Annotated in this window: 12 protein-coding genes; 4 read left to right on the forward strand and 8 right to left on the reverse strand. The window is 43.3% G+C overall.

All coding sequences use genetic code 11. The features are described from left to right. The first annotated feature begins 323 nt into the window (after positions 1 to 323). Positions 324 to 1,283, forward strand: coding sequence for a COX15/CtaA family protein (locus H539_RS27570; protein WP_035321803.1), 960 nt, complete (start codon positions 324 to 326; stop codon positions 1,281 to 1,283). A gap of 64 nt (positions 1,284 to 1,347) precedes the next feature. Here the strand turns inward: H539_RS27570 and pyc are convergent, their stop codons facing one another. Together pyc and H539_RS0102315 are read right to left on the reverse strand one after the other, a co-directional pair. Beyond that, positions 1,348 to 4,788: a pyruvate carboxylase gene (gene pyc / locus H539_RS0102310; protein WP_026692169.1), complete on the reverse strand. Its 3,441-nt coding sequence runs from the start codon at positions 4,786 to 4,788 to the stop codon at positions 1,348 to 1,350. A 547-nt stretch (positions 4,789 to 5,335) separates the two neighbouring features. Continuing rightward, positions 5,336 to 5,617 carry an Fpa/YlaN family protein gene (locus H539_RS0102315; RefSeq protein ID WP_026692170.1) on the reverse strand — a complete coding sequence of 94 codons (282 nt, stop codon included), beginning with the start codon at positions 5,615 to 5,617 and terminating at the stop codon, positions 5,336 to 5,338. Between the two features lie 182 nt (positions 5,618 to 5,799). On the opposite strand from H539_RS0102315, the gene H539_RS0102320 reads away from it, so the two are divergent. Continuing rightward, positions 5,800 to 6,300 carry a hypothetical protein gene (locus tag H539_RS0102320; RefSeq protein WP_026692171.1) on the forward strand — a complete coding sequence of 167 codons (501 nt, stop codon included), beginning with the start codon at positions 5,800 to 5,802 and terminating at the stop codon, positions 6,298 to 6,300. 105 nt (positions 6,301 to 6,405) lie between these two features. On the opposite strand, the gene H539_RS0102325 is transcribed toward H539_RS0102320, so the two are convergent. Together H539_RS0102325 and H539_RS0102330 are read right to left on the reverse strand one after the other, a co-directional pair. Then, the gene (locus H539_RS0102325; protein ID WP_026692172.1) at positions 6,406 to 7,734 is read right to left on the reverse strand and encodes a PhoH family protein; all 1,329 of its coding nucleotides are present in this window, start codon (positions 7,732 to 7,734) and stop codon (positions 6,406 to 6,408) included. Positions 7,735 to 7,968: 234 nt separating this feature from the next. Continuing rightward, positions 7,969 to 8,424: a pyridoxamine 5'-phosphate oxidase family protein gene (locus tag H539_RS0102330; protein ID WP_026692173.1), complete on the reverse strand. Its 456-nt coding sequence runs from the start codon at positions 8,422 to 8,424 to the stop codon at positions 7,969 to 7,971. A gap of 139 nt (positions 8,425 to 8,563) precedes the next feature. Here H539_RS0102330 and H539_RS30555 point away from each other — a divergent pair, with 139 nt between their 5' ends. Then, on the forward strand, positions 8,564 to 8,764 hold the full coding sequence (locus H539_RS30555) for a YlaI family protein (RefSeq protein ID WP_081415762.1): 201 nt from the start codon (positions 8,564 to 8,566) through the stop codon (positions 8,762 to 8,764). A gap of 210 nt (positions 8,765 to 8,974) precedes the next feature. Here the strand turns inward: H539_RS30555 and H539_RS0102335 are convergent, their stop codons facing one another. The 3 genes from H539_RS0102335 to typA are packed head-to-tail and all read right to left on the reverse strand — an operon-like array spanning position 8,975 to position 11,447. Continuing rightward, positions 8,975 to 9,259 carry a hypothetical protein gene (locus H539_RS0102335; RefSeq protein WP_026692174.1) on the reverse strand — a complete coding sequence of 95 codons (285 nt, stop codon included), beginning with the start codon at positions 9,257 to 9,259 and terminating at the stop codon, positions 8,975 to 8,977. Then, the gene (locus tag H539_RS0102340; RefSeq protein ID WP_026692175.1) at positions 9,256 to 9,576 is read right to left on the reverse strand and encodes a YlaH-like family protein; all 321 of its coding nucleotides are present in this window, start codon (positions 9,574 to 9,576) and stop codon (positions 9,256 to 9,258) included. The genes H539_RS0102335 and H539_RS0102340 overlap by 4 nt, the downstream gene beginning before the upstream one ends. A gap of 26 nt (positions 9,577 to 9,602) precedes the next feature. Beyond that, positions 9,603 to 11,447, reverse strand: a complete 1,845-nt coding sequence (gene typA, locus H539_RS0102345; RefSeq protein WP_026692176.1) for a translational GTPase TypA — start codon at positions 11,445 to 11,447, stop codon at positions 9,603 to 9,605. 115 nt (positions 11,448 to 11,562) lie between these two features. Between typA and H539_RS0102350 the strand changes: the two genes are divergently transcribed. Further along, the gene (locus H539_RS0102350) at positions 11,563 to 11,745 is read left to right on the forward strand and encodes a YlaF family protein (RefSeq protein ID WP_035321804.1); all 183 of its coding nucleotides are present in this window, start codon (positions 11,563 to 11,565) and stop codon (positions 11,743 to 11,745) included. Between the two features lie 289 nt (positions 11,746 to 12,034). Here the strand turns inward: H539_RS0102350 and H539_RS0102355 are convergent, their stop codons facing one another. After that, positions 12,035 to 12,826: an inositol monophosphatase family protein gene (locus H539_RS0102355; protein ID WP_035321805.1), complete on the reverse strand. Its 792-nt coding sequence runs from the start codon at positions 12,824 to 12,826 to the stop codon at positions 12,035 to 12,037. Positions 12,827 to 12,918 lie beyond the last annotated feature (92 nt).

A 12,918-nucleotide genomic window follows, 5' to 3' on the forward strand; every position in this document is an offset into this window, starting at 1 on the left:
TTGTTCCTTTTTTTATAAGTAATGCCATATTCATCCTCTATATTTCTATCAGACTACGAGTTAAGTTTCAACTATTTTCAAAATTATCTTTCTTCTTCTTGTAAAAAAAGGCAGAATTGTGTAATATCGAGTGCGTGTCATACTAAATTTTTTGCTATACTATTACATATACTTTTTAAAATCACTTTGTATTCAAAAAACTTGTATTTCATCCTGCCGCACACCCTTTTGTAAGCCTTCTCTTTTTTTGTGCTTTTGACTTAAGGGCCCTTGGAATATGCAATCCTTACAAACACCGAAGTTTAAAAAAGAGGGTGAGAAAATTGCAGCGAAGAATTAAATGGCTTGCTGTACTTTCCACGGCAGGGATGCTTCTTGTCCTGCTTGGAGGTGCATTGGTAACTAAAACCGACTCTGGCATGGGCTGCGGCCGCACATGGCCGCTTTGCAATGGACAATTCATGCCGACCCAGATCACTCCTGCTCTGGCCATCGAACTGGCCCACAGGCTTGTTTCGGGAGCAGTGGGAATCCTGATCCTGCTCCTCTCCATCTGGAGCTGGAAAAATATCGGTCATATTCGTGAATCGAAGTTTTTATCCTTCATGGCGTTTTTCTTTCTGGTTCTGCAGGGCCTCATTGGGGCTGCGGCTGTAAAGTGGGGCCAATCCGACTTTATCCTTGCACTCCATTTTGGTATTTCCTTGATTTCCTTTGCTGCTGTTTTTCTGCTGACACTTCTGATATTTGAAGTAGATAAAAAATTCAAGGCTGAGAAGGTAATAATCGAAAAGGACATGAAATTCCATATTTATGGCATCATTACATACAGCTTCCTAATTGTCTATTCCGGAGCGCTTGTCAGGCATCTTAAAGCAAGCCTGGTCTGCTCAGACTGGCCGATGTGCAAAAACGGCGATTTCAGTCTTCCCGCCAATATGTACCAGTGGGTGCAAATGGGGCACAGAACGGCTGCAGGGCTCCTATTCATCTGGATCCTTTATGCTGCAAATAGAGCGTGGAGGAATTATAAAGAGCAAAAGGTCGTGGTCTGGACCTGGTTTGCCGCTGCCACCCTCGCCTCTCTGCAGGTGCTGTCCGGGGCCCTTATTATTCTGACTAAGCTGAATTTATTTGTCGCTCTTTCCCATGCATTATTTATATCCTGTTTATTCGGAATACTCAGCTATTTATCCATCCTCGCTTCTAGAAGCCGGAAGAATGAAATCATGTATCGGGCTGAGAGGGAAGCAGCAGCAGGAAGGATGGACTCTGTCATTTAATACCCAGTGCCATCTCTGTAAACACAGTCAAGGCCGGTCCAGTTGAACTGGGCCGGCCTCTTTTTTATGAGTTTTTTGTTATTTCCAGCAGAAGGTCCCCCGTTTGAATAGCCTCACCGTTAGAGACCAGGATTTCTTTCACTGTTCCAGTAAAAGGAGCCTGTACAGTAGTTTCCATTTTCATGGCTTCTGTGATCATGATATGGTCGCCCCGCTCTACTTTTTCTCCTTTTTCAACTAATACCCTCACGACTGTTCCTGGCATTGTGGCTGGAATGTGCTCTGGATTTTTCGGATCTGCCTTCAGTTTGGCCGCAACAGCAGACTTGATGCTTTCATCCCGCACCACAGCCTCACGCTGCTGGCCATTAAGCTCAAAGTATACCACGCGGGTGCCGTCATTTTGCGGCTGGCTGATGGAAATGAGCTTCACAATCAGTGTTTTTCCAGTCTCGATTTCCACCTCGATTTCTTCCCCCAGCCTCATGCCGTATAAGAAAGTCGGTGTATCCAAAGGGGAAATATCCCCAAACGAATCAAACATGGCCGAGTACTCGAGGAAAACCTTAGGATACAGGGCGTATCCCATCAGATCAAACGAAGTGATTTGTCTGCCCAATTCATTGAACAGCTCCTCTTTCAGGGCTTTAAAATCCACCGGTTTAATTAATTCCCCAGGCCGGACTGTAATCGGTTTTTTGTCTTTTAGGACCACACGCTGTAATTCCTCCGGGAATCCTCCTTCGGGCTGCCCCAGATATCCTTCAAAAAATTCTATCACAGAATCGGGAAAATCAATGGTGCTTCCTCTCTCGAGAACAGCCTCTTCATCCAGGTCATTCTGTACCATGAAGAGCGCCATATCCCCTACAACCTTGGATGAAGGAGTCACCTTTACCAGATCCCCAAAGAAATAGTTGACCCTGCGGTACATCTCCTTAACTTCTTCCCATCTATCAGACAGTCCGACCGCTTTTGCCTGCTGCTTTAGATTACTGTACTGCCCGCCAGGCATTTCATGTCTGTATACTTCAGAGTGGGGGGCATTCATTCCTGATTCAAAATCACTATAATACTTTCTTATATCTTCCCAATAATGGCCCAGCTGCTCCATCCCTGCGATATTGATCTCTGGACGGCGCTCTTTTCCATCCAGGGCATAATACAAGGAATTCAGGCTTGGCTGTGATGTGAATCCGGCCATGGATCCCAAAGCCGTATCAATGATATCCACCCCGGCTTCAATCGCTCTGGAATACATATAAATGCCATTTCCGCTTGTATCATGCGTATGAAGATGAATCGGCAGGCTGGTAGTATCCTTCAGCTCCGAGATCAGCCTATAGGCAGCTTCAGGCTTTAACAAGCCCGCCATATCCTTGATGGCCAGTATGTGGGCTCCCTGGTTTTCCAGTTCCTTGGCAAGGTTCTTGTAATAATCTATATTGTACTTTCTTCTGGATGGATCGTGGATATCACCCGTGTAGCAGATAGCGGCTTCGGCAATTTTTCCTGACTGCCTTACTGCATCAATGGCCACTTCCATGCCTTTTGCCCAATTCAGGCTGTCAAAGATACGGAACACATCAATGCCGGCAGAGGCAGATTGATTGACGAATTCCCTCACTACATTATCTGCATAGTTTTTATATCCAACGGCATTGGAAGCACGCAGAAGCATCTGGAATAGAAGATTTGGAATTTGCTCTCTTAATTTCAGCAGGCGATCCCATGGATCCTCTTTTAGGAATCTGTATGCCACATCAAATGTTGCTCCGCCCCACATTTCAAGCGAAAACAAATCCTTCATGATCTCTGAGGTCGGTTTAGCTATATTAAGCAGATCGGCAGTCCTGACCCTGGTGGCAAGAAGCGATTGATGGGCATCCCTGAAGGTGGTGTCTGTCAGGAGGACATGCTTCTGGGCTTTTATCCAGTTGACAACACCCTCTGGGCCTTCATTGTCGAGGATTTGCTTGCTTCCATGAAAATACTCCTCTGTAACGGATGGGATTCTCGCTTTCTCAAACACTGGCTTTTTCTTTTTTTCGATTCCCGGAAAACCGTTCACCGTTACATTGGCGATATAATTCAGCATCTTTGTCCCGCGGTCTTTCCTTAAAGAGAATAAGAACAGTTCAGGAGTATTGTCAATAAATCCTGTATCATATTTTCCTGTCAGGAAGTTTTCATGCTTCACCACATTTTCAAGGAAAGGGATATTTGTCTTGATGCCTCTTATCCTGAATTCCTTCAAATTCCTTACCATCTTGGCTGCGGCCTGATCAAACGTGAGCGCATGGGTGGACAGCTTAACCAACAGAGAATCATAGTATGGGGTGATGACAGCCCCCTGGAACCCATTCCCGGCATCCAGTCTTACCCCAAAGCCGCCTCCTGAGCGGTATACGGAAATTTTCCCGGTATCAGGCATGAAATTATTCAAAGGATCCTCCGTCGTTACCCTTGATTGAATGGCAAAGCCATGAGTTTTAATTTCATGCTGGCTCGGAATTGCCACCTTATCTCCATGAAGGCCTTCACCTGAGGCAATTAAAATCTGGGATTGCACGATGTCGATCCCTGTTATCATTTCGGTGATGGTATGCTCAACCTGCACCCTTGGATTGACTTCTATAAAGTAAAATTTATTGCCGGACACGAGGAATTCTACTGTACCAGCATTTAAATAATCTACGTTTCTCATTAGCGTGACTGCCGCATGACATATATCATTGCGCAATTCATCAGGAAGCGAAACAGATGGAGCTACTTCCACTACCTTTTGATGGCGTCTCTGAACGGAACAATCCCTCTCAAATAAATGGACAATGTTTCCCTCAGAATCTCCCAGGATCTGAACCTCAATATGCTTGGGATTCAAAACCAGCTTTTCCACATAAATTTCATCATTGCCAAACGCTGCTTTTGCTTCCGATTTAGCACGATCAAAGGATTCGGAAAGCTCTTCCTGCCCCCTTACAATCCTCATTCCGCGGCCACCGCCTCCAAGGGCAGCCTTTAGGATGATTGGATATCCTTCTCTTTCGATAAAAGCCTCCACTTCGGCAAGATTTGAAACAGGTCCGTCACTGCCTGGAATAACCGGGATTCCGGCAAGTTCAGCCTGATGCCTGGCTTTTACTTTGTCTCCAAACATATCCAGATGTCTGGTTTCAGGTCCGATAAAAATCAGGCCTTCCTCCTCACATCTTCTTGCAAATTCAATATTCTCGGACAGAAAGCCATATCCAGGATGGATGGCATCTACTCCGCTCTTTTTAGCTATTGCAATAATACCTTCAATATCAAGATAAGCCTCTATAGGACCTTTTCCTTCTCCAACCAGATAGGCTTCATCCGCTTTATAACGATGGTAGGCCCCTGAATCCTCTTTGGAATAGATAGCTACAGTCCTGATATTAAGCTCTGTACAGGCCCTAAAGACACGGATTGCTATTTCGCCGCGGTTCGCAGCAAGAACCTTAGTAATTCGTCTGTTCAATTGAAAGCACCTCTAACCTATGTATTTTGAAAAAGAGCGAAAATCCGCTCTTTCATTCCAATAACCATCATTGTTGAAAAATTCCGACAAATATTGGCAGGAACTTCCTCCTATTCGAAGATGAGACGGAAGAATAAACTCGTATATTCTTACACTATACTACTATATCACTTCATTAAAGAAGCTTCAAAAAAGACCTATTTTTTTGTAAAGCTTGCTGCTTTTTATTACAAACTTTGATTCCTCACTTTTTGTGTTACTAAAAAAAGACCTGCTGCCAAGGTAAAGTTTCCTGGGTATCCATATATGGGCTCATCCAGGTTGATTTACTGTCCCGAAAGTTTAATTTCTACTGATAACAATAGACTCTTCTTAGCTAGCAAAGAATATGCATCCCCGCCATGACAGTCCGGAAGAAACTAGATCCTTTTTTTATACAGATTCGAGCTCTAAAACCAAAATAAAAAAAGCCCCGGACTGCACCGGAGCCTTCTTACCAAAATATAATAACTGGTTTCTGCCTTTTGGGGCTGCAGCGTGAAGCAGTTCATTTCCTTAAAAAAGCTTCATGCAATGCTGACAGCTCCCGTTCAAGAGTATCAAGCAGCGCCTTCCCTTCCTGCTCAGGAATAAGGCCTAAACGAACTGCAAAATCAATTTCTCGTGACAAACCGAACATTTGTGTATCTAAAACCTCTTCGTACAAAGGACATTGAGGCATAGTCAAATTATCCATCTGCACTTTTATCAATTTTAATATCTTGTCAGCATCTGCCTGTAACAAAGTAAATGCTTTATCGCGATAATTTACCAGCATATCTGAAGCCATTCTAGAATCCCCCGTTTCAGAGCGATTGACAATCTTATCTATAAATTCTACCTTTAGTTCATCAAAAAAGCAAGGCAATGAGCAGAACTTCACTATTTTCAAAGGAAACATTCATTAGCTCGGCGCGAAGTAAAAAAAAGGTTTATACTAGAAAGAGACAGCAGGAAATAGGAGGTATTGTTTTGGAATCAATCATACTGATTAAAGGAAGAGTCAAATTCCCCATTACACTCGATCCGGGTGTTTGGATCTTCGACGACCGCAAGCTAGACCTGGATGAGTTTTTCGCCTCTGGCGGTAAACAGGCTAAGAACGAGCTGGAAGAATACACAAAAAGCGCTTCAAAGCATTGGGATCGAGAAATTACAGAGGGCGCAATCTTTCCGCCTACATTAAAAACCGAAAAGAAGTATGAAAAAGAGAAAGTTCTTACGGGAACATTCGGAATTGAACTCCGTCCCTTTTTGACAAATGCCATTCCTTTGGAGGAAGCAGGGCATTTCATTATTGAAACGAAGGATGAATCCCTCCGTTTCAGCCTGGAGGATGCTTTCGGATTCATACTAGGATTTTCAAAGGATGGGAAGCCTCTAAAAGAGGATGGGCCCATATATGTCTACTTCAAAGATGGTTCCAACTATACTGATCCAATCAAGAATGTCCAGGGTTTTTATGTAGAATAGGAAGCCCATAAAAAAACGGCAGCGATTTGCCGTTTTTATTTTTTGCTTTAGTTGTGGAATACTTATTTCAAACCAATGCCCTGGTGCCTAATCGCAAAAGCTTGATTATAATAAGTCTGCAGCCAGCTGGGCCAGCCCCGATCTCTCTCCCTTGATTAATTTTACATGCCCCGCAATTTGCTGGTCTTTGAATTTCTCAACGACGTAGGTAAGACCATTATTATATTCATCAAGATATGGATGGTCAATCTGTTCAGGATCTCCCATCAAGACGATCTTGCTTCTTTCACCAACCCGGGTAAGAATGGTTTTAATTTCGTGTTTTGTTAGATTTTGTGCTTCATCAATGATAATGAACTGGTCAGGGATGCTCCTTCCCCTGATATAAGTCAGTGCCTCTACTTCAATGGAACCCATCCCCGCTAAAATTGCATCTAATTCCCCTGGTTTTTTCGTATTAAAAAGAAATTCAAGATTATCAAAAACCGGCTGCATCCATGGACGCAGTTTTTCGTCTTTTTCTCCCGGAAGGAATCCCAGGTCCTTCCCTACCGGCACTATCGGCCGTGCCACCAGAAGCTTTTTATATATCCCCATATCCTCCGCCTGCATCAGGCCGGCAGCCAATGCGAGGAGCGTCTTACCTGTCCCCGCTTTCCCAATAAGTGTGACCAGGGGGATATCCTGCCTGAGAAGGAGTTCGAAAGCAATGGTCTGCTGAACATTTCTTGGTTTGATTCCCCAGACATGATCCAAATCGCATGCGAGTTTTTTTACCCGTTTCCCTGTTGAATCCACCATACCGATACCTGAGGAAGATCCGCCAAGTGCATTTTTCATAATAAGGAATTGATTGGGATAAAATTTTGCGGATGAAACATCTGTGAGTCCAAGTTCACCTTTTTGATAAAAATGATTCATTTGCTCAGCAGACAAAAAAAGCGTCTGAAAACCGCTGTATATATGATCTGTCTCAATGACCCTGTCGCTAAGGAAATCTTCCGCATTTAAACCTATCGCATCAGCCTTCACTCTTACCAAAGCGTCTTTACTCACCAAAATTACGATCTTCCCATTTTGTTTCGTCTCCTCTTCAATGGAAAGGTTCTTCGCAACGGCCAGGATCCGGTTATCATTTGTCTTTTCTACAAATATTTCCTGAAGCTGCTGAAAGGAACGGTGATTCAGCTCTATGCGCAGGCTGCCTCCATTATGGAGCGGGATTTTCTCATGCAGTTTGCCTTTCTCGCGAAAGCTGTCAATCAGCTTTGATACTTGCCTCGCGTTCCTTCCTATTTCATCCATGTATCTCTTTTTTGAATCCACTTCTTCAAGGACCACTGCGGGAATCACGACCTCATTATCCTCAAAAGAAAATATCGCGTATGGATCCTGCAATAGTACATTGGTATCCAAAATATAGATTTTCGTCAATTGGGTGCCTCCTGCCTAAGATATCAAAAGCTAAAGGGTGCTTTGATATTAGTTTATGAAAAGGACAAGACCGTTGCTAAAATATATGACCTATGGCACCCGGATAGAAGTCGAAATATGCTCTTTTAAAAATCAGAGGTTTAAGCGGGGCAGGAAAAACAGAGAACGGAGTCTGGTCTGCCGCCTTCGAACAAAGAAATTTCACAGTAGGAAATAGGTCCATGACTTATCGTCTCAGGCCATCCTTAAAGCATCCATTACCTGCTGATCAAGTTTGTCAGCAGCCTTTTTGTCATACGTTTTATCATATTGAGGTTCCTTAATGATCCTTGCTCCATAGAACATGATATCCCTTACCTCGGCTATTTTCAGTTCTATAAGGGAGAGCTTCAGCGGGATCCCCGGGATCTGCTCATCCTTTACAAAAGCTTTGCCGGTGATGGAATACGCCGACTCGTTCATCATCACGGTTATGGAGGCCTGCTGGTTTTTCCGTACATTATGGAAGGCCCTCGATTTCTGCTCAATTACAAAGCGGATGGTTCTGATATCTGCAGCGAGCAGCCAGGAAAGCGCGGCAGTATTCGGCCCTCCTGATTCATAATCAACAGTTGATAAAAAACAAAAACGCTCCTTCTGGAGAGCCTCAAATAATGGTCCTACCAGTTCACTTTCAACCTCATTAGCCATCTCTCATTCCTCCTTCAACTGAGTTCAGCCCTCCATGTTAACTCCATTATATGGCTCGGAGTTCCTTATTTCAATTATTCCTTCCTTTTAAAAGATGGTATACTGGTAATGTGAATATGATTGGCTAGTGGGGTGCCGTATGAAAGTAAAATGTGTACTTTGTGAAAAAATAGAAAATTTAAATAGTGATACACTGCTGGCAAAACGGCTGCGCAATCGGCCGATCCATACATATATGTGCCAGGACTGCTATGACCGTATCGAACTGCGTACCCAGGAGAGAATGTCTACCGGTAATTTCAAACTGTACCGGACTCCAAAAAAATCAGATGATTGGTGAGCAGATATACTTTTACAAAAAGCAGGAGAGCCGGAAAACCGGCTCTTTTTCTGTTTTTTTGGAGGCTGAATTAAGTGCCTGAACCGGAAATCAACGGCCCCTTTCAGACTCATAAACTAACTCACTCTATGATATTTGTCGCCAGCAAAAAAAGACCGCAGACAAACTCAGTTTCATACAGAGTTAATCTACGGTCTTATTCAGCCTTTTTTAGCTGAAATTTTTATATCTTTCAGGTTCCTGCTCAATTTGGTTGAGCATGGCATCAATCAGCTCAATTGGAAATCGTGTTTTATGAGTTTCGCCGTCTTTATCATAAGTTAGATAATACATGGGCTCTTCCCTGCTGATTTCGATGGAGCTGATGTTATGGTCTTCGACAAGCATGGCATGAAACAGCTGCTGTGTTTCCTGTGCTGCTGTGTCTTCAGGCCTTGCATCACAAACCACCTTAATGGACAGCCAATTATATAGGGCATCCTGGAGTGATCTCATGAGCGGCTGTCCGCCGCTTCATTCCTTTTTTGCTGATGAAGCCTGATCTTATAAATCCCCAGGATAAAGGTCGCCACAAGGAGGGATTCTACAACAGGCAATTGTATGGCCAGTATGGTCAAGATTAGGCATCCTAGAGCAAGGAGTACGTAAATGACTATATTTTTCAGTATTGGTAATTTCTTCGCAAAGCCTAAATTGTAAACTAATACAGAAAGAATCACAATAACAAAGTATAGAACATCAGTCCCGGCTTTTGTACCAAACAGGTCAACAAACAGTCTTGTCGCAGGGCTTAAGTGCTCCATCCCATCCATATGGTCCCCTCCCCTATACTCGCTGGTTAGTTTTGTTCAGCGTATTTTTTCTTTTTAGCCATTCTCTCACGTTCGTTCTTATCCAGGATTTTCTTTCTAAGACGAATGGACTCTGGAGTAACTTCACAGTACTCATCATCATTCAAGTATTCAAGAGCTTCCTCAAGAGACATGATTCTTGGTTTTTTCATGGTCGTTGTCTGATCTTTGTTTGCAGAACGCATATTTGTCATCTGCTTCATCTTTACGACATTGACAGTGATGTCACTTTCACGGTTATGCTCGCCGACAATCATGCCTTCATAAATTTCAGTTCCCGGCTCAACAAAGATGACACCGCGGTCTTCAACCTGCATAATTCCGTATTGAGAAGTTTTACCTGATTCCATAGAAACAAGTACACCTCGGCTGCGTCCGCCTACCTGGCCCTGTGCCATCGGCTGATAACTGTCAAAAGTATGGTTCAATATACCGTAGCCGCGTGTAAGAGTCAGGAATTCAGTTGAATAGCCGATCAATCCGCGTGCAGGAACCATGAATATCATACGAACCTGGCCGCTTCCGTTATTGATCATATCAACCATTTCACCTTTTCTTGCTCCTAAAGACTCCATGATAGCACCAGTATGCTCTTCAGGTACGTCGATCTGGACTCTTTCTATAGGCTCAGAGCGTACTCCATCAATATCCTTAACAATTACCTCCGGCTTAGAAACCTGAAGCTCATAGCCTTCCCTTCTCATGTTTTCAATTAAGATGGAAAGGTGCAGCTCCCCGCGTCCTGATACAATCCAAACGTCTGGAGAGTCAGTATTTTCAACACGAAGGCTGACATCAGTCTGAAGCTGAAGGTCCAATCTTTCCTGAATTTTTCTCGCAGTCAAATACTTGCCTTCCCGGCCGGCGAAAGGACTGTTGTTAACAAGGAAAGTCATTTGAAGAGTCGGTTCATCAATTCGTAAAACAGGCAGTGCTTCCTGTGCATCAGATGGACAAACTGTTTCACCTACGTTGATATCCTCCATACCAGAAACAGCAATAAGGTCACCAGCAAAGGCTTCTTCAATCTCAACACGCTTTAAACCAGTGAAACCAAAGATTTTGGATACACGGAATTGCTTTACACTTCCGTCCAATTTCATTAGCGCAACCTGCTGCCCTACCTTCATCGTTCCGCGGAATACACGGCCAATACCAATTCTTCCAACATAATCATTATAGTCTAGAAGAGCGATTTGGAATTGAAGCGGCTCATCGCGGTTATCGACCGGTGCTGGAATGTTTTCAACAATCGCTTCAAAAAGCGGTTCCATTGTTTCTTCCTGTTTTGCTGGATCTGGTTCCACACTTGCTGTTCCATTGATACCTGAAGCATAGATAACCGGGAATTCTAGCTGATCTTCTTCTGCACCAAGCTCGATGAACAAGTCAAGAACTTCATCCACAACTTCTTCCGGCCTTGCAGCGTCACGGTCGATTTTATTGACAACTACGATTGGGGCAATTTTTTGCTCCAATGCTTTTTTCAATACAAAGCGAGTCTGAGGCATGCAGCCTTCATAGGCATCGACAACAAGAACCACGCCATCTACCATTTTCATGATACGTTCCACTTCACCACCGAAGTCGGCATGTCCAGGAGTATCAAGAATGTTTATGCGAGTACCTTTATATGAAACGGCAGTATTTTTTGCCAGGATGGTAATTCCACGTTCTCTCTCTAGATCATTAGAGTCCATTGCTCTTTCTTCAACGTGCTCATTTGAGCGGAACGTCCCAGATTGCTTCAACAATTGGTCAACCAGCGTAGTTTTACCATGGTCAACGTGGGCGATAATTGCTATATTACGTATATCACTGCGAAGATTCAAAAATTTTCACTCCTAGTTATATTTAGATTCAACCATTAACTTACATATTATATCACAAAGATTGTAGAAACAAAATTTGAAATTAAGTACAATAGGAAGTATAGAGGTGATATTGATGAAACACAAGGGAATATTTATATTATTATCCATACTTGCTGCTTCCAGCATTGCAGGAATCGGAATTTCCATTGCGGAAGAAAGCATCCTTGCTGTCGTTTTCTGCATCGTGGCTTTGGTGGTCATTATGGGCTCTGGATTCAGCCTTAAAAGAAGGCTTAGAGAACGGGGAGAATTATAGAAAGCATGGAGGGAACTCGTAGATATGGCGGGTTCCCTTTCCTTTTGCAGGAGCTTTTAGCTATTGCCATTCATGCTCCAAAACACTATTATGAACATCCGCCCAGTCTCCTGATGCAAGCTCCCTTAAGAATATGCGTTCATTTGAAAGTGAGTATATTACAATCTCCCCCTATGCTTCTCACGTCATTCCTCTTTTTAGTAAAGAATGTAAAAAAATTTACAGCTTTAATGAAACAGCTGAACAACAAGAACGCCTGGCCAGAATTCTGCCCAGGCGTTCTTCCTTATCACTCGTTCTTAAAATACGTATCAATCATTTCCTCATGCAGTCCTGGGCGTGAAGCAAAAATGGAGCTTTTCTTCAAGAAGTCGATATCATTTCCATAAACATCAGTCACAGCTCCACCGACCTCTTGGACCAGAAGCAGGCCGGCAGCATAATCCCATGGAGACAATCTTAGCGTTACATAAGCGTCATACCTTCCGGCAGCCACATAGGCAAGCTCCAAAGCTGCGGATCCTGTTGAACGTGTTCCCCGCACATCGGATACCAGCTTGATCAGCTTTTCCTTTGGAATTAATTTATTGGAATTAATCCAGGAAGCATTGATTGCGAGGATTGTTTCCTTCACGGGGACCGGCTTCAGATCCGGCAGCCTGATACCATTCATAAAGGCTCCCCCGCCTTTAAAGGAATGGTAGAGTTCATCATGCACAACATCATATATCAAGCCAATTTTACCCACCCCATCCTCAAAAATCCCAATAGAGATGGCGAAGTTCCGCTGCTGATGGACAAAGTTGATGGTTCCATCTATTGGGTCAATGATCCAGACAATCCCTTTCAAATCTTGGATAATTTCGCCTACTCCCTCTTCACCGAGAATTCTATGCTCTGGAAATTGCTGATTAATTTTTTCATAAAAAAATTCTTCCGTAGCCTTGTCCATATTTGTGACCAAATCATTTGCATTGGACTTTGTTTCAACGGTGAGCTCCAATCCAAAAGATGCCCTGATTCTTTCTCCTGCTTCTTTAATCCAGTGTTTAGCGTATGTATCTATTTCCTTCCAGTTCATTGAAGCTCCCTCCATACTCTAGTTTGCTTGTACTTATTGGAAATCACTTTTTATTTTAGCTTATGACAACCTTTATAATCATTCAAGTTTTT

Origin of the sequence: Peribacillus kribbensis DSM 17871 (assembly GCF_000430765.1) — a bacterium.
In the GTDB taxonomy this organism is placed as follows: domain Bacteria; phylum Bacillota; class Bacilli; order Bacillales; family DSM-1321; genus Paraperibacillus; species Paraperibacillus kribbensis.

Coding starts and splice junctions, on each gene's coding strand:
- H539_RS0102315 (WP_026692170.1), bottom strand. CDS start 5,617: ATGGCTTCAGATATGCTGGTAAATTATCGCGATAAAGCATTTACTTTG.
- H539_RS0102330 (WP_026692173.1), bottom strand. CDS start 8,424: ATGGCTAATGAGGTTGAAAGTGAACTGGTAGGACCATTATTTGAGGCT.
- H539_RS30555 (WP_081415762.1), top strand. CDS start 8,564: ATGAAAGTAAAATGTGTACTTTGTGAAAAAATAGAAAATTTAAATAGT.
- H539_RS0102335 (WP_026692174.1), bottom strand. CDS start 9,259: ATGAGATCACTCCAGGATGCCCTATATAATTGGCTGTCCATTAAGGTG.
- H539_RS0102340 (WP_026692175.1), bottom strand. CDS start 9,576: ATGGATGGGATGGAGCACTTAAGCCCTGCGACAAGACTGTTTGTTGAC.
- H539_RS0102350 (WP_035321804.1), top strand. CDS start 11,563: ATGAAACACAAGGGAATATTTATATTATTATCCATACTTGCTGCTTCC.
- H539_RS0102355 (WP_035321805.1), bottom strand. CDS start 12,826: ATGAACTGGAAGGAAATAGATACATACGCTAAACACTGGATTAAAGAA.